The 22,572-nt window shown below is 66.6% G+C and carries 19 protein-coding genes; 10 read left to right on the top strand and 9 right to left on the bottom strand.

Going from position 1 to position 22,572, the window contains the following annotated elements; genetic code table 11:
- The first annotated feature begins 4 nt into the window (after positions 1-4).
- Genes HJG53_RS01435 through HJG53_RS01420 form a run of 4 tightly spaced genes read left to right on the top strand, consistent with a single transcriptional unit; the run spans position 5 to position 5,584 of the window.
- Positions 5-1,342, top strand: a complete 1,338-nt coding sequence (locus HJG53_RS01435) for a heavy-metal-associated domain-containing protein (RefSeq protein ID WP_171127460.1) — start codon at positions 5-7, stop codon at positions 1,340-1,342.
- Positions 1,339-1,944, top strand: coding sequence for a DnaA/Hda family protein (locus HJG53_RS01430; RefSeq protein WP_171127459.1), 606 nt, complete (start codon positions 1,339-1,341; stop codon positions 1,942-1,944). The genes HJG53_RS01435 and HJG53_RS01430 overlap by 4 nt, the downstream gene beginning before the upstream one ends.
- Positions 1,944-4,091: an RNA degradosome polyphosphate kinase gene (locus HJG53_RS01425; RefSeq protein ID WP_171127458.1), complete on the top strand. Its 2,148-nt coding sequence runs from the start codon at positions 1,944-1,946 to the stop codon at positions 4,089-4,091. Before HJG53_RS01430 ends, HJG53_RS01425 begins: the two co-directional genes overlap by 1 nt.
- Complete coding sequence (locus HJG53_RS01420) at positions 4,091-5,584, top strand: Ppx/GppA family phosphatase (protein ID WP_171127457.1); 1,494 nt, start codon at positions 4,091-4,093, stop codon at positions 5,582-5,584. The genes HJG53_RS01425 and HJG53_RS01420 overlap by 1 nt, the downstream gene beginning before the upstream one ends.
- Before the next feature lie 6 nt (positions 5,585-5,590).
- On the opposite strand, the gene rnd is transcribed toward HJG53_RS01420, so the two are convergent.
- The gene (gene rnd / locus HJG53_RS01415) at positions 5,591-6,757 is read right to left on the bottom strand and encodes a ribonuclease D (protein ID WP_171127456.1); all 1,167 of its coding nucleotides are present in this window, start codon (positions 6,755-6,757) and stop codon (positions 5,591-5,593) included.
- A gap of 89 nt (positions 6,758-6,846) precedes the next feature.
- Here rnd and aspS point away from each other — a divergent pair, with 89 nt between their 5' ends.
- Both aspS and HJG53_RS01405 read left to right on the top strand, forming a co-directional pair.
- On the top strand, positions 6,847-8,664 hold the full coding sequence (gene aspS, locus HJG53_RS01410; protein WP_171127455.1) for an aspartate--tRNA ligase: 1,818 nt from the start codon (positions 6,847-6,849) through the stop codon (positions 8,662-8,664).
- A 104-nt stretch (positions 8,665-8,768) separates the two neighbouring features.
- On the top strand, positions 8,769-9,545 hold the full coding sequence (locus HJG53_RS01405) for a polyphosphate kinase (protein ID WP_171127454.1): 777 nt from the start codon (positions 8,769-8,771) through the stop codon (positions 9,543-9,545).
- A 9-nt stretch (positions 9,546-9,554) separates the two neighbouring features.
- Here the strand turns inward: HJG53_RS01405 and HJG53_RS01400 are convergent, their stop codons facing one another.
- The 3 genes from HJG53_RS01400 to HJG53_RS01390 form a co-directional block, all read right to left on the bottom strand.
- Entirely contained in the window at positions 9,555-10,028 is a 474-nt protein-coding gene (locus HJG53_RS01400; RefSeq protein WP_171127453.1) for a hypothetical protein, read from the bottom strand.
- On the bottom strand, positions 9,997-10,485 hold the full coding sequence (greB, locus tag HJG53_RS01395; RefSeq protein ID WP_171127452.1) for a transcription elongation factor GreB: 489 nt from the start codon (positions 10,483-10,485) through the stop codon (positions 9,997-9,999). The genes HJG53_RS01400 and greB overlap by 32 nt, the downstream gene beginning before the upstream one ends.
- 74 nt (positions 10,486-10,559) lie before the next feature.
- Positions 10,560-12,539, bottom strand: coding sequence for a lytic transglycosylase domain-containing protein (locus tag HJG53_RS01390; protein ID WP_171127451.1), 1,980 nt, complete (start codon positions 12,537-12,539; stop codon positions 10,560-10,562).
- Positions 12,540-12,651: 112 nt separating this feature from the next.
- Between HJG53_RS01390 and dapA the strand changes: the two genes are divergently transcribed.
- Positions 12,652-13,527 (top strand): 4-hydroxy-tetrahydrodipicolinate synthase, encoded by an 876-nt coding sequence (gene dapA, locus HJG53_RS01385; protein ID WP_171127450.1) that lies wholly within the window; start codon positions 12,652-12,654, stop codon positions 13,525-13,527.
- 121 nt (positions 13,528-13,648) lie between these two features.
- Complete coding sequence (gene smpB, locus HJG53_RS01380; protein ID WP_171127449.1) at positions 13,649-14,128, top strand: SsrA-binding protein SmpB; 480 nt, start codon at positions 13,649-13,651, stop codon at positions 14,126-14,128.
- A gap of 2 nt (positions 14,129-14,130) precedes the next feature.
- Here smpB and rsmA read toward each other — a convergent pair whose 3' ends face one another.
- The 4 genes from rsmA to HJG53_RS01360 form a co-directional block, all read right to left on the bottom strand.
- Positions 14,131-14,949, bottom strand: a complete 819-nt coding sequence (gene rsmA, locus HJG53_RS01375) for a 16S rRNA (adenine(1518)-N(6)/adenine(1519)-N(6))-dimethyltransferase RsmA (RefSeq protein WP_254447465.1) — start codon at positions 14,947-14,949, stop codon at positions 14,131-14,133.
- Entirely contained in the window at positions 14,946-15,968 is a 1,023-nt protein-coding gene (gene pdxA / locus HJG53_RS01370) for a 4-hydroxythreonine-4-phosphate dehydrogenase PdxA (RefSeq protein ID WP_171127447.1), read from the bottom strand. Before pdxA ends, rsmA begins: the two co-directional genes overlap by 4 nt.
- On the bottom strand, positions 15,955-17,241 hold the full coding sequence (locus tag HJG53_RS01365) for a peptidylprolyl isomerase (RefSeq protein ID WP_368039506.1): 1,287 nt from the start codon (positions 17,239-17,241) through the stop codon (positions 15,955-15,957). The genes pdxA and HJG53_RS01365 overlap by 14 nt, the downstream gene beginning before the upstream one ends.
- Positions 17,242-17,364: 123 nt before the next feature.
- Positions 17,365-19,593 carry an LPS assembly protein LptD gene (locus HJG53_RS01360; protein ID WP_171127445.1) on the bottom strand — a complete coding sequence of 743 codons (2,229 nt, stop codon included), beginning with the start codon at positions 19,591-19,593 and terminating at the stop codon, positions 17,365-17,367.
- Between the two features lie 148 nt (positions 19,594-19,741).
- Between HJG53_RS01360 and HJG53_RS01355 the strand changes: the two genes are divergently transcribed.
- Complete coding sequence (locus HJG53_RS01355) at positions 19,742-21,190, top strand: leucyl aminopeptidase (protein ID WP_171127444.1); 1,449 nt, start codon at positions 19,742-19,744, stop codon at positions 21,188-21,190.
- Here the strand turns inward: HJG53_RS01355 and HJG53_RS01350 are convergent.
- Entirely contained in the window at positions 21,187-21,969 is a 783-nt protein-coding gene (locus tag HJG53_RS01350) for a hypothetical protein (protein ID WP_171127443.1), read from the bottom strand. The two genes, HJG53_RS01355 and HJG53_RS01350, sit on opposite strands and share 4 nt — an antisense overlap.
- Before the next feature lie 88 nt (positions 21,970-22,057).
- Between HJG53_RS01350 and ndk the strand changes: the two genes are divergently transcribed.
- Positions 22,058-22,480: a nucleoside-diphosphate kinase gene (ndk, locus tag HJG53_RS01345; protein ID WP_171127442.1), complete on the top strand. Its 423-nt coding sequence runs from the start codon at positions 22,058-22,060 to the stop codon at positions 22,478-22,480.
- Positions 22,481-22,572: the final 92 nt, after the last annotated feature.

Below are 22,572 nucleotides of genomic sequence, written 5' to 3'. Positions count from 1 at the left end.
CAAGATGCTTGGATTTCTATCCTCGACGCGCCAGAAGGGCGCGGTGATCGCGCTCCGCCGTTTCCCTGTCCCCCTGCCGCTCGTCCTGATCTTCGTTATGGCGCTCGGCCTTGCCGCGATGCTGCGTGCGCAGATTGAAGGGGGCGAGCGCGGCGTGCCGCCGATCGACAGCTCGTCCAGCTTCGAAGTCTCCGGCATCGATGTCGACGTGTACGGAGCCAATGCGGATGCGGCGCGGCTGACCGGCTGGCGCGCGGCGCAACGTCGGGCCTGGGATGCGCTTTGGGCGCGCACCCACGGCGGCGCCAAGGGGCCGGGCCTGTCGGATTCGGCTTTGGACGGTATCGTCGCCGGCATCATCGTCGAGGACGAGCAGATCGGCCCGCACCGCTATATCGCGCGGCTGGGCGTGTTGTTCGACCGGGCGCGGGCGGGCACAATCCTCGGCACCTCGGGCAATCTGCTCCGATCGGCGCCGATGCTGGTCATCCCGGTACAATGGTCGGGCGGCGTGCCGCAGGGGTTCGAGACGCGCACGGAATGGCAAAAGGCCTGGGCGCGGTTCCGCACCGGCAACAGTCCGGTCGACTATGTGCGGCCCACGGGTACCGGCGTCGACTCGCTGATCCTGACGCCGGCGCAGACCTGGCGTCCGGGCCGCATCTGGTGGCGGCTGCTGATCGACGGCTATGGCGCCGCCGACGTGCTGATCCCTCAGGTGCAGATCGAGCGGCAATGGCCCGGCGGCCCGGTGATCGGCCGCTTCTCCGCTTTCCACGGGCCGGATCGGGAATATCTTGGCGGCTTCGTGCTGCGCGTCGGCTCGGCGGACGGCTTACCCAAGCTGATGGACGAAGGCGTCAAGCGCATCGACGCTCTGTTCGTGCGCGCGCTGCAGGAGGGCCGTCTGGTGCCCGATCCGTCGCTGATCGTCGAACCCGAAGCGACCGAGGAAGAGCTGGACGATCTGGAGGAAGGCATTCCGGAGGAGGCCGCGACGATAGAATCCGATCAGCTTACCGCCGGCCTGTCGAGCTACAATGTTCAATATGACACGCCGGACGTCGGTTCGGTGAATGCGGGCGAAGCGGTGTTGCGCGGTATTCCGGGGGTGCGATCCGCGCAGACCGCAAGCCTGGCACTGGGCGGGGTCTCTGTAATGCGCGTGACCTATCAGGGGGACATTGGCGCACTTGCGGCCGCGCTCTCGGCGCGCGGCTGGCAGGTGCAGCAGGGCCTCGGCACGCTCCGCATCCGGCGCGGCGGTGCAGCGCCGGCGGTGAGTTCCCCTCCCACGCCGTCGCCATCACCGAGTCCGAGCGGGACGCCAGCCCGCAAATGAGCCAGATGGCCTTGCCGCTCGGGTGGCCGGCCGAGGAGCGTCAGGAAGATTTCATCGTTTCCGACAGCAACGCGCGGGCAGTACGGCATTTGGAGCATTGGGGCACCTGGCCCGTCATGGCCACGATCCTCGCCGGGCCGCGCAAATCCGGGCGCAGCCTCTTGGCCCGGCTGTTCGCGCGCAAGTCCGGCGGCCGCGTGATCGACGATGGCGACCGCAAGCCCGAGGAGGAGCTGTTCCACGCCTGGAATGCTGCGCAGGAGGCGCACAAGCCGCTGCTGATCGTGGCTGATGAGGCGCCGCCGGCGTGGAAGATTCGGCTGCCCGATCTGCGCACGCGGCTGTCAGCCACACCCGTCCTCACGCTCGGCGATCCCGACGACCCGCTCGCGGCCGGCCTCATCGAAAAGCTCCTGCTCCAGCGCAACCTGCAGGTGCCTCCGGGGTTGGTCCCCTGGCTCGTGCCGCGCATCGAACGTACCCATGTCGGCATCATCCAGGCCGTGGATGCGCTTGACGAAGCGGCGCTCGCCAAACGGGTTCGCATTTCTGTAAAACTTGCCCGCGAAACCTTCGGGATGAAGCAAGAGGATCTGTTCTGATGGCTCGCCCTGAGCCAATGCTGCGCGAGGAAGAGCGGACGCCGCCCGGCGACGGCCAGCGCTACTTCAACCGCGAACTGAGCTGGCTGGCCTTCAACCGGCGCGTGCTGGAAGAGGCGTGCAACCGCAATCATCCGCTGCTGGAGCGGCTGCGTTTCCTGTCGATCTCGGGCAACAATCTCGACGAGTTCTTCATGGTCCGCGTCGCCGGACTGAAGGGGCAGCAGCTGCAATCGGTCGAGGAGCGGTCGCCCGACGGCCTCACCGTTTCCCAGCAGCTGAGCGCCGTGACACGCGACGCCGAGCAGCTGATGGAGAGCCAGGACCGGGTCTGGGCCGATCTGCGCGTGGCCCTGGCGAAAGCAGGCATCGAAGTGGTTCGGGAGGATGCGCTGCAGCTCGATGCGCGCGTGTGGCTCGAGGGTCATTTCCGCGAACATATCTTTCCCGTCATCACCCCCCAGGCGCTGGATCCCGCCCACCCGTTCCCCTTCATCCCCAATAAGGGGCTCAGCCTGATCTTCGATCTCGTCCGGCTGTCGGACGGGGAGGCGATTCGCGAGCTGGTGATGATCCCGCCGAGCCTGCCGCCGTTCATCCGCATTCCCGGCGAACGCGCCTGCTATATCGCGATCGAGTCGGTGCTGCGCTGCTTCACGGGGCTGCTCTTCCCGGGTTACGAAGTACGGGGCTCGGGTGCGTTCCGCGTTATCCGCGACAGCGACATCGAGGTGGAGGAAGAAGCCGAGGACCTGGTCCGCTACTTCCGCAGTGCCATCAAGCGGCGGCGGCGCGGACGTGTGATCCGGCTCGAACTGGAAGAGGGCATCCCCGAAGCGCTGGAGCGCCAGGTGCGGAGCGAGCTGGGCGGCAGCGACGCGATCGTGACCGTCACCGGCGGCCTGCTCGGCATTGGTGACCTGGAGGCGCTCGTCGAGGAGGATCGACCGGACCTGAAATGGGACCCTTACTCACCGCGATTTCCGGAGCGAATTCGGGAGTATGGCGGCGACTGTTTCGCCGCCATCAAAGCCAAGGATATCGTCGTCCATCACCCCTACGAGACGTTCGACGTTGTGCTCGCCTTCCTCCAGCAAGCGGCAGCGGACCCGGACGTAGTCGCCATCAAGCAGACGCTCTATCGCGCGGGCAAGCAGTCGGCCGTTATCCAGGCTCTGATCGCTGCGGCCGAAGCGGGCAAGTCGGTGACCGCCGTCGTCGAGCTGAAGGCACGGTTCGACGAGGAACAGAACCTGCTCTGGGCCTCGGCGCTGGAACGGGCCGGGGTGCAGGTCGTCTATGGCTTCATCGAGTGGAAGACGCATGCCAAGGTGTCGATGATCGTGCGGCGGGAAGAGGGTGGCTACCGCACCTATTGCCACTTCGGGACCGGCAATTATCACCCGATCACCGCGCGCATCTACACCGATATCAGCTTCTTCACCGCCGATCCGCGGGCCGGGCGCGATGCGGCGCAGCTGTTCAATTACATCACCGGCTATGTCGAGCCCGCCCGACTGGAACTGCTCACCATGTCGCCGCTCAGCATGCGCGAGAGCCTGGCCGAACTGATCGATGCGGAAATCGCCAATGCGCGCGCGGGCCAGCCGGCCGGCATCTGGGCGAAGATGAACTCGCTCGTCGATCCGGCGATGATCGAGAAGCTCTACGAAGGAAGCCAGGCCGGAGTCCCGATCGACCTGATCGTGCGCGGCATCTGCTGCCTGCGGCCCGGCGTGGCCGGCCTCTCCGAGAATATCCGGGTGAAGTCGATCGTCGGCCGCTTCCTCGAGCACAGCCGCATCTTCGCTTTCGGCAATGGCCGCGACCTGCCCAACGACAAGGCGCGCGTGTTTATTTCGTCCGCCGACTGGATGCCGCGCAATTTCGACCGGCGCGTCGAGTATCTGCTGCCGATCGTGAACCCCACGGTGCACGACCAGATCCTCGACCAGGTGATGGTCGCCAATCTGATCGACAATGAGCAAAGCTGGGAACTGAACGCGGATGGCAGCTATGTCCGGGACGTGCCGGGCGAGCGGCCGTTCAACCTGCATCGATATTTCATGACCAATCCCTCGCTCTCCGGCCGCGGCAAGTCGCTTGCCAACAGCGATGCAGTGCCCAAGCTGAGCGTGAGGCGCTGATGAGCGAAGCCGATCTGATCGTGCGGGATGTGAAAGTGGAGGCCGACGCGATCCCGGCACGGCAGGCCATTATCGACATCGGCTCGAACTCGATCCGTCTGGTTGTTTACGGTGGGCCGCCACGCATCCCGGCAACCCTGTTCAATGAAAAGGTCATGGCGGGGCTGGGGCGGAGCCTGGATGAGACTGGCGCCATTGCGCCAGCCGCGATCGAAACGGCAGCACGAGCGCTCGCCCGCTTCAAGACGATCGCCGACCTGATGCATGTCGATCGGCTGCGGACTGTGGCGACGGCTGCCGTGCGCGACGCGAGCAATGGTGCGGTCTTGCTCGGGCGGGCCGCAGCGATCGGCCTCGATGTCGAGCTTTTGACGGGCGAACAGGAGGCCGAGGCGGCCGCGATGGGCGTCCTCGCAGCCATGCCCGGCGCGGACGGCATCGTCGGCGATCTTGGCGGCGGCAGCCTCGAATTATCCCGGATTGCGGCGGGGCGCGTCTTGGATCGCGCCTCCTTCCCCTTGGGCGTGCTGCGGATCGCGGCGCTAAGGAGCACGAAAGGGGCGCTGGAGCGGACCGTGCGCGAGCAGCTTGGCCAAACCCCCTGGCTCGCAAGTGCGCGGCGGCTGCCGCTCTTTTTGGTCGGAGGATCCTGGCGCGCCCTAGCGCGCGTCGACATGGCGCTCAGCACCTATCCGCTGCCGATCGTGCATGGCTATATGATGGCGCCCAGCGCCGCGCCGCGGCTCGCCCGCACCATCGCCGCGACGACGCGGGAAGAGCTGCGGATGGTGCCGTCCCTCTCCGGTTCGCGCATCGCCAATCTCGGCGAGGCATCCGCGCTGCTCGCCGTGCTGGTTCGAGAACTGCAGAGCAAGAGCCTGATCGTCTCTGCCTATGGGCTGCGCGAAGGCCTGTTGTTCGCGGCCCTTCCAACCGCAGTGGCGGCGGAGGACCCGCTGATCGCAGCGTGCCGGGAAGAAGGGCATGTCCAGGGCAGGTTTCCCGAACATGGCGATTTGCTCGATCGCTGGATCGCGCCGTTATTTCCCGGCGGCACCGACGCGCGGCTGCGTCTGGCCGCCTGCCTGCTCGCCGACACCGGCTGGCGCGCCAACCCCGAGTTCCGGGCGGAGCGGGCGTTCGAGAATGGCGCCCACGGCAATTGGGTCGGCATCGATGCGCGGGGCCGTGTCCTGCTCGGCCAGGCGCTGTTCACGGCCTTGGGCGGCGGCGCCGATGCATTGGGTAGCCTGGCGACACTCGCCAGCGCGCAGGATCTTCGTCGCGCCGTGCGTTGGGGCCTCGCCATTCGCCTCGGCCAGCGGCTGAGCGGAGGCGTCGCCGAACCGCTGCGCCGCACCTCCATCGCCATCGATGGCAAGGCGCTGGTGCTGCAGCTGAACGACGGAGACCGGGCGCTCTACGGCGACGCCGTCGACAAGCGCTTCCGCCAACTCGCCTCGGAAATGGGTTTAGAGCCGAGGGTGGGCTGAACGCCGCTATTCCTCCGCGCGCGTCATCTTGAGCTTGCCGTCTTTGACCGCGAAGGCGAGGCGGCCTTCGACGAGGTCGAGCGCGTCCTTGCCGAATTGTTCCGATCGCCAGCCCTGGAGGATGGCAAGGCCGTTGCGCTTGCCGGCGGCGAGCAGCTCAAGCTCGTCCGTGCGGGCGAGCAGGCGTGGCGCGACGTCGATTTCCCGCGCGCGGATCTTGAGCAACAGCTTGAGCAGGTCGGCGACCAGCGAGCCCTCGCGTCCGAGACCGGGCCTGCGCTCCTCGCGGGGCAGTTCGTCGGGGCCGAGTGGCCGCGCCTCGCTAAGCGCCCTCATCAAGCGCGCGCCGATGTCGTTGCCGCCCCAGCTTGCCGAGAGGCCGCGCACCCGACCCAAGTCGCTCTGCTCGCGCGGCGGGTGGGCGGCGATGTCGGCCAGTGTCTCGTCCTTGACGATGCGGCCGCGCGGTAGATCCTTGCCGCGTGCCTCGCGCTCGCGCCACGCCGCCAGTGCCTTCAGTCGCCCCAGCACATCGGCCTTGCGGCTTGGTACCTTGACGCGCAGCCAGGCGAGCTCCGGCTCATTCTCATAATTGGCAGGGTCGGCCAGCTTCTCCATCTCCTCGTCGAGCCAGTCGCCACGTCCCTGTTTGACCAGGCGCTTGACGATCATCGGGAAGATTTTGACGAGGTGGGTGACATCGCCGATCGCATAGTCGATCTGGCGCTTATCGAGCGGGCGGCGACCCCAGTCGGTGAAGCGCGCGCCCTTATCGAGCTGGATGCCGAGCCAGCTGTCGACGAGATTGCCATAGCCGATCTGCTCGCCCTGGCCGAGCGCCATGGCGGCGATCTGGGTGTCGAAGATCGGGTGCGGCGTCTTGCCGGTCAGGTTGTAGACGATCTCCACGTCCTGCCCGCCGGCATGGAAGACCTTCAGCACTTCCTCATTGTCGACGAGCAGATCGAGCAGGGGCTGGAGGTCAATGCCATCGGCCTTGGGATCGATCGCCGCCGCCTCATTCTCATCGGCGATCTGGATCAGGCAGAGGTCGGGCCAATAGGTGTTCTCGCGCATGAACTCGGTGTCCACGGCCACGAAGTCGGACTTGGCGAGCCGGGCGCAGAGTTGGGCGAGGCTTTCGCTGTCGGTAATCAGCGGATGGATTTGCATCAGTGCGCAATAGCTTGGCCGCGCGCCTTGACAATATGGGCCGAGGCGGGGAAGCGCCGCACGCTTCACGTTTCAGTCGAGAACTCATCATGCACGCCTATCGCACTCACACCTGCGGCGCGCTTCGCGCTTCCCATGTCGGCGAGACCGTTCGCCTGTCTGGCTGGGTGCACCGCAAGCGCGATCATGGCGGCGTGCTGTTCGTCGACCTGCGCGATCATTACGGGCTCACCCAGGTGGTGGCGGATGCCGACTCACCGGCGCTGCCGGTGCTCGAAGCCCTACGCGCCGAGTCCGTGGTCACCATCGAAGGCGTGGTGAAGGCGCGCGCGGCGGGAACGACCAACGCGAACCTGCCGACCGGGGAGATCGAGGTTTTCGCCAAGGCGGTCACCGTCCAATCGTCCGCCCAGGAACTGCCGCTGCCGGTCGCGGGCGAAGCGGATTATCCGGAGGACATCCGCCTCCGCTACCGCTTCCTCGATCTGCGCCGCGAGCGCATTCACCAGAATATCGTGCTGCGTTCGAACGTGATCAGCTCGATCCGGCGGCGGATGATCGACCAGGGATTCACCGAGTTCCAGACGCCTATCCTGACCGCCTCGTCGCCAGAGGGCGCGCGCGACTATCTGGTGCCGAGCCGGGTGCATCCCGGCAAATTCTATGCGCTCCCCCAGGCGCCCCAGATGTTCAAGCAGCTGATCATGGTCGCCGGCTTCGACCGCTATTTTCAGATCGCGCCCTGCTTTCGCGACGAGGATGCGCGCGCCGACCGTTCCCCGGGCGAGTTCTATCAGCTCGATTTCGAAATGAGCTTTGTCACGCAAGACGATGTTTTCGCGGCGATCGAGCCGGTACTGCACGGCGTGTTCGAGGAGTTTGCGAACGGCCGCTCGGTCAGCGCCGCGCCATTCCCGCGCATTCCCTATCGCGAGGCGATGCTCAAATACGGCTCGGACAAGCCGGACCTGCGCAACCCGATCGTGATCTCGGACGTGTCGGAGCACTTCAAGGGTTCCGGCTTCGGCCTGTTCGCCCGGCTAGTCGAGGGCGGAAGCGTCGTGCGCGCCATCCCCGCGCCGAACACGGCCGACAAGAGCCGCAAATTCTTCGACGACATGAACGACTGGGCGCGCTCGGAAGGGCATGCCGGCCTTGGCTATATCACCCAGAAGGGCGGCGAACTCGGCGGGCCGATCGCCAAGAACCATGGCGATGAAGCGACGCGCAAGCTGATCGCCGAACTGGGCCTCGGCCCCGACGACGGCATCTTCTTCGCGGCCGGCAAGGAAGGGCGGGCGGCCAAGCTTGCCGGTGCCGCCCGCACGCGGGTGGGCGAACAGCTCGGCCTGATCGACCAGAACCGCTTCGAGTTCTGCTGGATCGTCGACTTCCCGATGTTCGAATATGACGAGGAAGCGAAGAAGGTCGACTTCTCGCACAATCCCTTCTCCATGCCGCAGGGCGAGCTGGAGGCGCTGAAGACCAAGGATCCCTTGGACATCCTCGCTTATCAGTATGACATCGTCTGCAACGGCGTGGAGCTGTCCTCGGGCGCGATCCGGAACCACCGGCCGGAGATCATGTACAAGGCCTTCGAGATCGCCGGCTACACCAAGGAAGATGTCGACACGAACTTCGCCGGAATGATCAATGCCTTCAAATTCGGCGCACCGCCGCACGGCGGCTCCGCGCCCGGCATCGACCGCATCGTCATGTTGCTCGCCGACGAGCCGAACATCCGCGAAGTCATCCTCTTCCCGATGAACCAGCGCGCCGAGGATCTGATGATGGGCGCCCCGAGCCAGGTGACGCCGAAACAGCTGCGCGAATTGCACATCCGCACGGTCGATGGGCCCGGCGCGAAGGACGCCAAGGCGCCGTCTGCGGTGGTCGCACCGGAGTAAGGCCCGTCATCATCCGCTCGTCCCGAGCGCAGTCGAGGGGCGCGTTTCCAGGGCTGGTGCCACGCCCCTCGACTTCGCTCGGGACGAGTGACTAGATATCCCGCGTGTCGATCAACCTCTCCGATTATGAACGCGGCGCCGATTACCCCGGCGACTATGCCGCCGATCTCGCGGCGTTGCAGGACCGGCTTGCGCGCATCCAGGTCGCCCATATCGTGCACAAGAGGCGCGCGATTATCCTGTTCGAGGGTTGGGACGCGGCGGGGAAGGGCGGCATCATCCAGCGGCTGACCGCGCAATGGGACCCGCGCTATTTCGACGTCTTCCCCATCTCGGCGCCGACGCCGGAGGAAAAGGACAAGCACTTTCTCTGGCGCTTCTGGCAAAAGCTGCCGCTCTCCGGCGACATCGCGGTGTTCGACCGCAGCTGGTACGGGCGGGTGCTCGTCGAACGGGTCGAGGGCTTCGCCAGCGAAAGCGAATGGCGCCGCGGCTATGACGAGATCAACGAGTTCGAGGCGCAGCAGCGCGACTGCGACACGACGCTGATCAAACTGTTCGTGCATGTGACGCAGGAGGAGCAGGACGAGCGGCTGCGAAAGCGCTTCGAAGACCCGTGGAAACGCTGGAAGACGGGCGCCGAGGATTATCGCAACCGAGCCAAACGCGCTGCGTATCTCGAAGCGATGGACGAAATGTTCCGCATCACCGACACGCGCTGGGCGCCGTGGACGGTGATCGACGGCAACGACAAGAAGGCGGCCCGGGTCGCTGCCCTCACCGCGATCGCCGACCAGCTCGAAGCGCGCGTGCCAATGGACCCGCCGCCGCTCGATCCTGAGCTGGAACAAGTGGTACGGGAGGCGCTGGGGGCCACGTAAGCAGACACCTCAGCCCGACCGGGAAAGCAGCGCAACGTAGGAACGATTGACCGTCTGCAATCTAAGGAAGGCGGCCTTCGCTGCAGGAACGCAAGCCGCTCCGACCGTCCAGCCACGCGGCGGCACCCAGTTCTTTGGTCCGTTATGCTTATGGATCAAGTCCAGCGTTCCCCGGCTGATTGCCACGGCCTGCACGCCATCAGTCTGCTCCAGAACGATGTGCCAGACACCCTCGTCAGCGGCGTCGACCATCGGCAAGCGGCGGTCGATTTCCCACCGCCCGGTTTTCGCCTGATAGGGCGTTAGGACGCAAACCGTTGAAGCTTTCGGGAATAAGCTCGATGCAGGGACAGGCTGCCCGAGCCGCAATGCTGTAAGCTTTTGCTCCTCCGCTGCCGTTGGGCCGCCACAGGCTGAAGAGCCGCCAATCAGCAGAGCAACGAGTGTGCCTTTAGCCCGTTGCGGGATATCGAATTTCAACAATCTCATATTCCTTCTCGCCGCCCGGGAGCATGATGCGACGCAGATCGCCGATGGTTGCCCCGCGCAGCGCACGCGCCAGAGGCGAGTCCCAGCCGACCCGGCCGGCGCCGGCATCGGCTTCGTCGTTGCCGACGATGGTCAAGGTGCGTTGGTTGTCGTCTTCGTCGGCGATGGTGACAGTGGCGCCGAAATAGACCCGGGACTTGTCCAGTTGTTGCGCCGGATCGACGACCTTGGCGGCCTTCATTTTGGCGGAGAGGCGGCCGAGCGTGCGGTCGATTTCGCGGAGGCGCTTGCGGCCGTAGATGTAATCGCCGTTTTCGGAGCGGTCGCCATTGCCGGCCGCCCAGCTGATGGTTTCCACGAGCTTCGGGCGTTCGTCGGCGAAGAGCCGGTCATATTCGGCGCGCAGGGCGGCATAGCCTGCGGGGGTGATGTAGTTGGGTCTGCTTTCCACAGCTCAAGAATACCCGTTCGCTTCGAGCGAAGTCGAGAAGCCGTGTCTCGACTTCGCTCGACACGAACGGAAGCTCAACCTCTGGTCGACTTGCCCAGATACGCGCTGAGCAGGGCGGGGCCGCGCTTGTGCGCCTTGTCCGGGTTCAGCGTGTCGTAGACGACCGCATTCTCCAGCACCCGCTGCACATAATTTCGCGTTTCGTAGATCGGGATGTCCTCGATCCAGCGCACGATATCGGAACCCGGCATGCGCGGGTCGCCATTGGCCCTGATCCACTTGTTCACATTGCCGGGACCGGCATTGTAGGCGGCCACCGCGAGCGGATAGCTGCCGCCATAATAACGCAGCATGCGCTGGAAATAGGCGGAGCCGAGCTGGATATTGTAGCCGGTATCGCTGGTCAGCGACGGCGCGTCAAAGCTGAGGCCGATCTTTTCCGCCTGCTCGCGCGCGGTACCGGGCATCAGCTGCATCAATCCCCGCGCGCCGGCATGGCTGACGGCGGCACGATCGAACTGGCTTTCCTGGCGGGCGATCGCGTGGATGATCGTCGTCCACGCCTCCTGACCCTGCGGCACGCGGACCAGCGGATAGCCGGCGCGGACATAGTCGCTGGCGCCGCTCAGCCGCGCATTCCGGCCGACCATCACCGCCAGATCGGGCCGGCCGATGCCTTGGGCGAGTTCGGTCGCGAGCGCATGTTCGGCGTCGCTTTCGACGCTGGCGGCAATCGCGCGGACGAAGAGGCTCTGGTCGGTCCAGCGGCCCTGCTGCCCCAGGATGCGGGCAGCGCGGACGATCTCCCGCTGGCTGAAGGCGAGGCGCTGCTCGGCCGTGGGCGTGGTCGAGCCTTGGGTGCCGGGCGCCGGAATGGCGCGGTTCAGCCGCTCGAGCGCGAGCTGGCCATAATATTGATCCGGATGCTCGGCTGCGCGGTCGTAGAGCCGCTGCGACTCGTCGGCACGACCGGCGACCTGCGCCGCACGGGCGGCCCAGTATGCGCCTTTAGCCTGGGTCTGCGGCGACTTGGCGGCGCGGCCATAGCGTTCGAACATGCCGACCGCTTCGGCCGCCCGCCCGCCCTTGAGCGCGTTCCAGCCCGCGAGCCAGACGAGGCTGGTATAATCGTCGCGCTCGCCGATCGGCCGTTCGCGCACCTGCACGCCGGGTGCGTAGCTGTCGTCGACCAGCCGCGCCATGCGATAGGCGGCGGCGACATCGCCGGCAGCGACCGCATCGCGCGCGGAGGCGAGCAGCAGCTCGAACCAGCGCTCGGGCTCCGCCGGCCGGCCGGTGAGAATGCGGTTCTGCGCCAGCCAGGCCCGGGCAGCATCAGGCGACGAGGCGCGCAGCCACATGGCCTTGTCGGCGATGAAGCCGGCATCGTTCTGCCATGCGGTCGGCAGCGTCTCGGCGAGGGACTGTGCTTCGGGCGCGTTGGAGCGCAGGGCCAAGCGCGCCTCGAAAAGCGCGCGCTTTGCCGCCGAGGTGAGCGGCAGCTGGCGCGCCGCGGCCGTGGTCTTGCCGGCCCAGAGCAGCCGATCCATCCGCTCGTCCTGATCGGCGGTGGTGAAGCTGCCGCCGAAGCGCTCGAACATCGCGGCTTCGTCGGCCGCGGTCAGGGAGCCGGAGGTCCAGGCCTTGCGCGCGGCAGTCAGAGCGTCGGCGCGGCGGCCGACCGAGAGCAGGGCTTCGGCATAGCGCGCCTGGCCGGTGTTGGTCAGCGGCGGGAATTTGTCGAAGAAGGCGACGATGCGGCCGGGGCTCACCATGCCGGGCAGCAGCACGCGTTCCGCCGATTTGCGCATCGCCTGCTCGCCGGGCCAGCCGGGATGGGCAATCAGAAAGCTCGCATAGCTGTCGAACGGCAGATTGTCCGACTGACGCAGCGCGTTCCATTGCGGGATCGCCGCCGCGACGCTGTCGGTCACCGGATAGAGCGGGGCCGGCGCGGCCGGCTGGGTCGGGATGAGCTGCGTCGGATCGGCCACCACCGCGGATGCGCCCATCGCCAGCAGCAGGGCCGAGGGCAGAAGAAGTCGCTTGCTCATGCTGGACAGTCTAGGCGCCTGATCCTTATTGCGCGGTGAACCGGCCATACGCTTACCCCTATCTGGTTGATCATCATGCCCGAAGCGCGACTCCGGGTGAAGGAGCAAAATCATGTTTTCCGGCTCGATACCGGCACTTGTGACCCCCTTTCGCGATGGCGCAGTGGACGAAGCCGGGTTCAAGGCATTCGTCGACTGGCAGGTGCGCGAAGGCAGCCACGGCCTGGTTCCGTGCGGCACGACCGGGGAATCGGCGACGCTCAGCTATGACGAGCATTACCGCGTCATCGATCTGTGCGTGGAAGCGGCGGACGGACGGGTGCCGGTGATCGCCGGCTGCGGATCGAACGACACGGCGACCGCCAAGCGGCACATGGCGCATGCCAAGGCTGCGGGCGCGGCGGCGGCGCTGGTCGTGATGCCCTATTACAACCGGCCGAACCAGGACGGTCTCTACGCGCATTTCGAGGCGCTGGCGGATGCAAGCGATTTGCCGATCATTCTCTACAACGTACCCGGCCGGACGGTCGCGGATATGACCGTCGACACAATGGCACGGCTGGCGGAGATCCCGACGATCGTCGGCGTGAAGGATGCCACCGGCAATGTGGCCCGGGTCACGGCCCAGCGGCTCGCCTGCGGGGCGGACTTCGTCCAGCTTTCGGGCAACGACGACATGGCGCTCGGTTTCATGGCGATGGGCGGGGTCGGTTGCATCTCCGTCACCGCCAATGTCGCGCCGCGCCTCTGTGCCGAGTTTCAGGAGGCTTGCCTCGCGGGCGAGTGGGCCAGGGCGCTCGAGCTGCAGGATAGGCTCTATCCGCTCCATGCTGCGCTGTTCAGCGATGCGTCGCCGGGGCCGGCGAAATATGCGCTGAACAGGCTCAAGCCGGAACTGTCGGCCGAGTTGCGCCTTCCTATGACTCCGCCGAGCGGGGCAAGTCGGCAGGCGGTCGATGCGGCGCTGAAGCATGGGGGTTTGATCTAATCACCTCAGCGGTTTGGCCTGAGCCTGTCGAAGGCCTCCCTTGTTCTTTATCACCGAGCAGCAGAAAGGGAGGGCTTCGACAAGCTCAGCCCAAACCGGTTGAGAGTCAGAGTTTGTAGTTATGGCCCGTCCCCGTCCAACCGAATTCGACAAGAAGAAGATCGTCGCCGAGAACCGGCGCGCGCGGTTCGACTATTTCATCGATCAGGTGTTCGAGGCGGGCATTGCGCTGACCGGCACCGAGGTGAAGTCGCTGCGCTTTGGCGAGGGATCCATCAGCGAGAGCTATGCGGAGGTGAAGGACGGCGAGGTCTGGCTGATCAATTCGAACGTGCCGGAGTTCAGTCACGGCAACCGTTTCAATCATGAGCCGAAGCGCCCGCGCAAGCTGCTGCTGAAAGAGCGCGAGATCAACAAGATGCACGGCGCCGTCGCGCGCGAGGGCATGACCCTCGTGCCGCTCTCCGTCTACTTCAACGGCCGGGGCCGGGCGAAGGTCGAGCTCGCGCTCGCCAAGGGCAAGAAGGCGCACGACAAGCGCGAGACGATCAAGGAGCGCGACTGGAAGCGCGAACAGTCGCGCCTGCTGCGCGGCAACTAGGCTCAGCCGAGCGCGCGGGCGACAGCGACGAACTCCGCGACGGAAACGGTCTCGGCGCGCCGGGCCGTATCGATGCCGAGCCTCTCCGCGGCCTCGACGGCATCGGGAACGCCCTTGAGGCTCTGACGGAGCATCTTGCGGCGTTGGCCGAAGGCGGCGGCGGTCAGCCGTTCGAGCGTCTCGACGCGGACGCCATCCGGTGCTTCGGCAGGAGTGATGTGGACGACGGCGCTCATCACCTTGGGTGGCGGTGTAAAGGCGGAGCGATGCACGCTCATCGCGATCCGGGCGGATGAACGCCACTGGGCGAGCACCGCAAGCCGGCCATAGGCGTCGGTGTCTGGCTCGGCGACGATCCGCTCGGCGACTTCCTTCTGGAACATCAGGGTCAGCGACCGCCACCAGGGCGGCCAGGCCTCGCTGGTGAGCCAGCCGACCAGCAGAGCGGTGCCGATGTTATAGGGCAGGTTGGCGACGATATGGCCCGCGCCGCCAAGCTCGGCGGCGGCGTCGATCTTCAGCGCGTCGCCTTCGATCACCCGCAGCCGCCCCGGCGCCCAGTCGGCGAGTTCCGCGAGCGCCGGCAGGCAGCGCGCGTCTCGCTCGATCGCGACCACTTCGGCGCCCGCCCGTAGGAGAGCTCGCGTCAGTCCGCCGGGGCCGGGACCGACCTCTAGCACCTTCTGCCCCGCAAGATCGCTCGGGACCCGCGCGATGCGGTCGAGCAGCTGCTCGTCGAACAGGAAATTCTGACCCAGCGCCTTGCTGGCGCTGAGGCCGTGGCGCGCGATCACTTCGCGCAGCGGGGGCAACGGGTTCAAGCTGGGTAGCATTCCAGCTTGCGTTGGGTGACCGCCTGGGCGGCAAGGCGGATGGCGGAGATGATCGCGCCCGGATGCGCCTCGCCCTTGCCGGCGATGGCGAAGGCGGTGCCGTGATCGGGCGCTGTGCGGACGATCGGCAGGCCCAACGTCATGTTGACACCGCTGTCGAAATAGAGGGTCTTGAGCGGGATCAGCGCCTGGTCATGGTAAAGGCAGATGGCCGCATCGTATCCTGAGCGGGCGCGGGCGTGGAACATGGTGTCCGCCGCAAGCGGCCCGACCGCCTCGATCCCTTCGGCCTGCAGTTCGGCGATGGCCGGCTGGATGAAATCGATCTCTTCGGTGCCTAACGCGCCGCTCTCGCCGGCATGAGGATTGAACCCGGCAAAGGCGAGCCGCGGCTCGGCGATGCCGAAATAGCGCTGCAGGCCGCGCACGGTGGTCCGGGCCTTGGCGGTAATCACCTCGACCGACAGGCTCTGGGCGACGCGGCTGAGCGGCATGTGGGTGGTGACGGGCACGACGCGCAAATCGGCGCCGGCCAGCATCATGACGACGTTCTCGGGCGCGATGCCGCACCGCTCCGCCACGAACTCGGTCTGGCCGGGATGGGTGAAGCCGATGGCGTAAAGCTGCGCCTTCGACACGGGACCGGTGACGAGCGCCGAGGCGGTGCCTGAGCGGGTCAGGCCGGTCGCGACTTCGAGCGAGTCGAGCGAGCAGCGCGCGCCCTCCAGATTGGGCTCGCCCGGCACGATCTCACCACCATCTTCGACCGACAGCAGCGGCAAGGCGCGGCCGAACGCCTGCACGGCTTCGGAGGGATTGTGGATGCGGTGCACCGGTCCGCTCCACACCGCCTCGACCGAGCGCGGGTCACCGACCGCGAAGAAGGGGGGCAGCTGTTCCCGGTCCCTAGCGAGCCAGGCCTTGACGAGGATTTCCGGGCCGATGCCGGCCGGATCGCCGAGCGCGACCGCCAGCGGTGCGTCGGGCCAGGGATCAGCGATAGTCAACCACCGCGTCCCGGCGCAGGTCGCGCAGATAGCGCCGCGCCCGCATGTTCACGCGCTGCTCTTCGAGCTGGGCCATGATCGTTTCGGCATTCGGACCGTCGGCGACCTGCGGATCGTCGCGACCGCAGACGACCAGTACGCGCACCCCTTCCTGCGGCGAGCCGAACGGCGGGCTGGCCTGTCCGACCTGAAGGCCCAGCATCAGCTCCTGCAGCTGCGTCGGCAGGTCGCGGATCTTCACCTGGTCATTGTCGACCATCTCGGCGCCCAGCTGTTCGGCGACCTTCTGCGCCGAACCGCAGCCGGCGATGGTGCGGGTCGCGGCCGCAAACGTCGCCGCCTTGGCGCTCGCCTGCTCCTGGGTGGTGCCCGGCGGGAAGGAGATGGCAAGCTGACGCAGCGCCAGCACCGCATCCCGCGGATCGGCGGTCAGCACCTGCCGCTTGTCGATCATGTAGAGCGCCGAAAAGCCGCCGGGCACCTCAATCGGGCCGGCGAGCTGCCCCACAGGCATGTCGCGGGCAGCAGCGGCCAGCGTATCGGGCAACTGCTCCGGCCGTACCCAGCCGAGATCGCCGCCGACCGCGGCCGTCGACGCTTCAGAAAACTGCCGCGCATAGGCGGTGAAGGACCCACCCTGGCGGATCTGCTCCATGATCCGGCGCAGGTTGTTGCTCACTTCCGCCGCATTCTCAGGCGTCGCCGCCATGAAGATCTCACCGACACGCACCTCGGTGGCGCCCTTTGAGGCGTTGAGGCGGGAGATGATGCCCTGCACCTCTTCCTGGCCGACGTTGACAAATGGCTGGATGCGGCGGCGGAGCAACCGGTTCCAGGCAAGCTCGCCCTCGATCTGGCGCTTCAGCGATCCTTCGGACGAGCCGATCTGCTTCAGATATTCGGCCATCTGCACGGGATTGCGCTTGAAGTTGCGGGAGACGCGTTCGAAGCTGTCATTCACTTCCTGGCGCGTCACCTCGATCTTGTTGGCCTTGGCCTCCTGGATCTGCAGCACTTCGTCGATGAGGTTGCGCAGCACCTGGGTGCGCAGCCGCTCGACCTCTTCGGGCGGCAGCTTGGCGTTCGCATTGGCGACCAGGATGAGGGCGAGCCGCTGCTCGACATCGGTCCGCGTGATGATGTCGCCATTGACGATCGCGGTCGGCTTGCGGACGCCGGGATCGTTCTTGCCGAACACCACGACATCGGCGGGAATGTTGAGGCCGCCGCCGGAGGTCGGCTCTTCCGTTTGCGCGACCGCGGCGCAGGCGATTGCAGTTGCGGCAAGCAGCGCCCAGCGAAACGGGCGAAAGGATAGGGTCGTCACGTTCGAAATCATTCCCATGACAAGGAAAGCAATGCGCAATCGCCTAGGCTCGAGCGGCTGAACCGTGGCTTAGCGGCCAAGGTTCTTGAAAGAAAGCCTCAGCAGGAAAGTATTGCCCCGCCGTGCATCGCCGGTGTTCTGGTAATCGCGCCGCCAGGTGATGCCGAGGTCCAGACATTCGTCGGTATAGGCAAGGCCCAGCCGGTGCCGGATCGGCTGGAAGCCGTCCGCGGTCGAGAGCGGGTCCTCCTTGCGGTCCGTCAGATCGACGATCGCCGATCCGAAGGCGGACCAATAGCGGCCGATCTGCACCCGCCCGCCGACGCGGAGCTCCTCCCGGTCGCGCAGATCCTCGATCGACGTGTCGATGTCGCGGTCGAGGCGTAGATAGCCGAGCAACACATAGGTCTGGCGAGAGCCGATCGTCGCATCGATCTCGTTCCGCCGGATCGCGAGGCTGTCCTTGTCGAGGCGATAGCGGTGGGTGAGCGAGACGAAGTCGCGGAAGCGCACGGTCGTGCGCCCCACAAAGTCCGACAGGTTGTTGCGCAGTCCGACGCCGTTGGGGAAGAGCTGCGGACGGTCGGACAGGCGATAGCTCTGCCCGATATTGGCGTCGATCGCGATGCCCGGCAGCGTCAGCGCATAATCGACGCCATAGGTGACCCGCGCCCCGTCTTCGAACCGGTCGTACCCGGGGAAGCGGTTGAGCGCGAACAGGTTGGAGTCCTCGAGCTCGATCGCGCGGGCATCCTCGTTCGGGATGCTCATGTTGCGAATGGGCGGCGTCGCGACCAGCTGGATGCGCGGCGTGATCCGCTGCGTGCCGCTGCCGAGCGGACCCACCAGCGGCCAGCGGACATCGACTGCAGCAGCAGCGATGGCCCGCGTCTGCCAGCCGGGATTGCCGCGATAGATGAGCGTCGGCGTCAGGCCGTTCTCGTCCGAGTGGTAGACGTCGCCGCGGGCATAGGCGGTGAGCGTCACTTCCTGGCCCCAGGGCGTCAGGCGCCGCAGGTCCCAGCGGGCGCTCGCAAAGGCGCGTTGGGTATCCTGTCCGTCGGTGCGGCCGATCGCCAGGGTGTTCGCCTGCACTTCGACACGGCCGCCGGCGATCGGATCGTCGAAGCGGTGGCGGAAATCGAGTTCGGGCAGGGCGATCGGCTGCTGGCCCTGCACATCGTTGATGCGCAGCGTCTGCGTGGCCCAGCCGGTCAGAGAAAAATAGGTGTTCGGGTCGATCCGCTCGGCCCGGATCGTGGAGCGCAGCCGGTCGTCGCGCGAGATGTCGTAGCGGCGCAGGAAAGTGCGGTCGGTCGTCAGCCGCAATGAGCCGCTGATGCTCCAATAGGGATCGAGCTGGAACCGGCCGCTCGCGTCGAAATATCCGCGCACGTCGCGCTCGGACGTGGTGACCGGCGACAGCACTGCGGGTTGACGCCGGCTGTAGGTGACCATGCCGCCGACCTGATAGGCACCCTTGCCGGTCAGCGCCCGGTACCGTGCCTCCAGCGCCGGCAGCACGTCGGAATAGAGATGCGGGGTCAGCGTCAGGTCACGGTTGGGCGCGATCTGCAGATAATAGGGCAGGGCGATTTCGAAGCCGTTGACCCGGCTGAAGCGCACGTCCGGCACCAGCACGCCGCTGCCGCCCTGGCTGCCGGTCGGGTGCGACAGCAGGGGTAAGGGGATCAGCGGCAGGCCGAACAGGTGCAAGCGCGCATTCTGGTAGAAGACGCGCTTGCGGCCCATGTCGTAGGTGACGCGAACGGCGGTGATCTTCCAGCTCGGCTCCTTCGGCCGACAATCGGTCTGCTCTTCGACCGGGCAGCCGGTATAGGCGGCGTTTTCGAGCGTGTAGATGTCGCCCTTGCGCGTGCCCCGCTTGGCGGCGAGCCGGCCGCCGCCTTCCAGTACGACGAGCAGATTGTCGACCACGCCGTCGCGCAGGCTGTCGGTCAGCTGGACCGAGTCGCCATAGGCGACATCGCCCTGCGGATTGGTGACCGCGACATTGCCTTCGGCGCGGACTTCGCCGGTCGTGCGGTTCCACGTCACCTTGTCGGCGCGCAGGCGATTGCCTTCGCGGAACATGCGCACGTCGCCGGAAGCAAGCACCGTATCGGTGTCGCTGGAATATTCGAGCGCGTCGGCGCTGAAGTCGACGGTGTTCGCGTCGGCCGGCGCGGGGTTCGCGGACGGCGGGGGCGGAGCGGCCGGCCGATCCTGCAGGTCCTGCGCCGTCGCCGACCAGCTCCACGCCGCACCCAAAAGCCAGATCGCCCGCTTTGCCGTCACGCCTACCCCGAAACTCTGTCGCCATTCGGCTTTGCCGGCGCCTATCGCACTCAAGCGGGCGGGCTGCAAATCGTTCCGACGGGGTTGCGACCGCCGCGCGGAGGCTTACAGGCCGTGGATCAGTAGCTTTGTGCAGCAGGAAGTCTCGATGCAGGTTCGTTTCGCCGATACTCGTCCCCAAGGTGCTTATGATCTGGCCCTGGTCGCAGCCGCGGGAGGGACGCCGGCAGGGGTTCCCGAGGGCGCCGGCGCGCTGGTGGCCGACGCGCTCAAGGCTTCCCGCTTCGAAGGTGAGGCCGGTTCGGTGGTCGAGCTGTTCGTCGCCGATCAGGGCACGACGCGACGGTTGCTGGTCGTCGGCGCGGGCAGGGGCGAGGTGAACGACCTGCAAAAGGCCGCGGGCTCCCTGGTCGCCAGGCTGCTCACCTCGGGGACCGAAACACTCGTCGTCGACCTGAACGGCGTCGCTGCCGAGGCGGCGTCCGCCTTTGCCGCCGCGGCGAGTATGCGCTCCTGGCGGCACGACCGCTATCGCACCAAACTTCCTGCCAAGCAGCGGCCGACCCTCAAGGAGCTGGTGATCCTGGGCGCCGATGGCAGCGGTTGGGAGCGGCAGCGCGCGGTCGTCGAGGGCGTGGCATTGACCCGCGAGCTGGTCAGCGAGCCGGCCAATATCATCTATCCCCAGAGCTTCGTCGAACGCTGCCGCCACCTCGAAGAGCTGGGCGTCGAGGTCACGGTGCTGGGCGAGGAGGAGATGCGCGCGCTCGGCATGGGCGCGCTGCTCGGCGTCAGCCTGGGCTCCGAGCGCGAGGCCCAGCTGCTGGTGATGCGGTGGGACGGCACCGGCGGCGCGGTCAAGGAGCCGCTGGCGCTGGTCGGCAAGGGCGTGACCTTCGACACCGGCGGCATCTCGATCAAGCCCGCAGCCGGCATGGAAGACATGAAGTGGGACATGGGCGGTGCCGGCGCAGTCGCCGGCGCGATGAAGGCGCTCGCGCTACGCAAGGCCAGGGCGCATGTCGTCGCCGTTTGTGGCCTCGTCGAGAACATGCCGGACGGCAAGGCGCAGCGGCCGGGCGATGTGGTCACGTCCATGTCCGGCCAGACGATCGAAGTGATCAACACCGACGCGGAAGGGCGGCTGGTGCTCTGCGACGCAATCACCTGGGTGCAGAAGAATCACAAGCCGCGCACGATCGTCGACCTCGCCACGCTCACCGGCGCGATGATCATCAGCCTTGGCAACGAGCATGGCGGGCTGTTTTCGAACGACGATTCCTTGGCCGATCAGCTGATCGCGGCGGGTAAGGCGGTGGGCGATCCCCTGTGGCGCTTCCCGCTCGGCGACGCGTATAACAAGCTGATCGACAGCCCCATCGCCGACATGAAGAATGTCGGCCCGCGCGAGGCGGGCTCGATCACGGCCGCACAGTTCATCCAGCGCTTCGTCGATAATGGCGTGCGCTGGGCGCATCTCGACATAGCCGGGATGGTCTGGGCGTCCAAGCCGTCCAGCACTTGGGACAAGGGCGCGACGGGCTATGGCGTGCGCCTGCTCGACCGCTTCGTCGCGGATAATTTCGAGCAGCGCTAACGGGTTGGCACGCCGATCCGCTCGCGCGTGATCGGGTTGGCGAGCACGCGGTCCAGCGCACCGTCCTGTGGGGCCTGGCCATAGGGCCGGCCGTCCGCCGGAGCGATGGCCGAGCAGTAGCGCGCCGGATCGACTTGGGCATATTCCTCCACCGTGTCGCGGCTGAGCGGAAGGTCGAAGGCCGCGATAGTCTGGTTCGCTCGCGCTGCTGCGATCGCGATCTGCCGATTGGCCTGGCGCGCGGCGGACAGCGCCGCACGAAGCTCGGCGATCTCCGACGCCCCGATCGGGCGACCCGGCCCGACGATCGCATATAGACGGGTCCAGGCGTCGAGCTCGCTTTGCGTGCGGGTGCGGATGATGTCCACAAACTCATAGACGCCGGACAGGTTGTCCAGCTCTTCCCGGCCGAAATGGCTTGCCGTGTCCGACGCGATGGCGCTGTCCCACACGCCCCGCGACCAGGACAGATAAACGGGTTCGCCGATCGGTCCCACCGGCGGCAGCCGCCCGGTCTTTTCCGCATCAGCCAAGATGGTCGCGACCTGGTCCAGCCGGCGTTCGGCGCAAGGATAGGTTCGTTCCCGAAAACGGCCTTGGCCCGCAATCTCGCCCAGCTCGTCGCCGAGGGAGTCCCGCGCGTCGGCAACGTCGATCTGCCAGCCGATCCACGTTGCCACCGCGCCCAACGCGAGCGCGATGAGCACGCCGAGGACGATATCGCCGATCTCCGCGAGGCGCTTGCGGCCGCGCTCCGTCCTCCACCAACGCTGTGCCACTCATCCCCCTGGCTTGTCTTGCTTGGCGGTTGAGACTAGGGCGCGCGGCAAATCCCGCAACACCGAAGCAATGGAGCCTCGACCAGTCATGGCCGCGAACCGCACTTTTTCGATCATCAAGCCCGACGCCACCCGGCGCAACCTGACCGGCGCCGTCACCAAGATGCTGGAGGAAGCCGGGCTGCGCGTGGTCGCGTCGAAGCGCATCCGCATGTCGCGCGAGCAGGCCGAGGGCTTTTACGCCGTGCACCGCGAGCGGCCCTTCTTCAACGACCTGGTCGAGTTCATGATCTCGGGCCCGGTCGTGGTGCAGGTGCTGGAAGGCGACAACGCCGTGCAGCGCAACCGCGACATCATGGGCGCCACCAACCCGGCCAATGCGGAACCGGGCACGATCCGCAAGGAACTGGCGGAATCGATCGAGGCAAACTCAGTCCACGGTTCGGATTCCCACGAGAATGCGGCGATCGAAATCGCCTATTTCTTCAAGCCGGAAGAGATTGTCGGCTGATTCTTCCTTCGAGGGGGGCCTTCGCCAAGCTCAGTCCCTCCTCAGGATGAGCGCGTGGTAAGAGATCGCTCATCCAGAGGAGCCGTTGAGCG

It is taken from the genome of Sphingomonas sp. ID1715 (assembly GCF_013044515.1).
Classification (GTDB): domain Bacteria; phylum Pseudomonadota; class Alphaproteobacteria; order Sphingomonadales; family Sphingomonadaceae; genus Sphingomonas_B.
Note: the sequence above shows the minus strand (reverse complement) of the source record. Positions and strands in the feature narration are given on the sequence as shown.

What these genes read in the sequence shown, in the direction of transcription:
- HJG53_RS01435 (WP_171127460.1), top strand. Translation starts at nt 5, where the DNA reads ATGCTTGGATTTCTATCCTCGACGCGCCAGAAGGGCGCGGTGATCGCG.
- HJG53_RS01430 (WP_171127459.1), top strand. Translation starts at nt 1,339, where the DNA reads ATGAGCCAGATGGCCTTGCCGCTCGGGTGGCCGGCCGAGGAGCGTCAG.
- HJG53_RS01425 (WP_171127458.1), top strand. Translation starts at nt 1,944, where the DNA reads ATGGCTCGCCCTGAGCCAATGCTGCGCGAGGAAGAGCGGACGCCGCCC.
- HJG53_RS01420 (WP_171127457.1), top strand. Translation starts at nt 4,091, where the DNA reads ATGAGCGAAGCCGATCTGATCGTGCGGGATGTGAAAGTGGAGGCCGAC.
- rnd (WP_171127456.1), bottom strand. Translation starts at nt 6,757, where the DNA reads ATGCAAATCCATCCGCTGATTACCGACAGCGAAAGCCTCGCCCAACTC.
- aspS (WP_171127455.1), top strand. Translation starts at nt 6,847, where the DNA reads ATGCACGCCTATCGCACTCACACCTGCGGCGCGCTTCGCGCTTCCCAT.
- HJG53_RS01390 (WP_171127451.1), bottom strand. Translation starts at nt 12,539, where the DNA reads ATGAGCAAGCGACTTCTTCTGCCCTCGGCCCTGCTGCTGGCGATGGGC.
- dapA (WP_171127450.1), top strand. Translation starts at nt 12,652, where the DNA reads ATGTTTTCCGGCTCGATACCGGCACTTGTGACCCCCTTTCGCGATGGC.
- smpB (WP_171127449.1), top strand. Translation starts at nt 13,649, where the DNA reads ATGGCCCGTCCCCGTCCAACCGAATTCGACAAGAAGAAGATCGTCGCC.
- HJG53_RS01355 (WP_171127444.1), top strand. Translation starts at nt 19,742, where the DNA reads ATGCAGGTTCGTTTCGCCGATACTCGTCCCCAAGGTGCTTATGATCTG.
- ndk (WP_171127442.1), top strand. Translation starts at nt 22,058, where the DNA reads ATGGCCGCGAACCGCACTTTTTCGATCATCAAGCCCGACGCCACCCGG.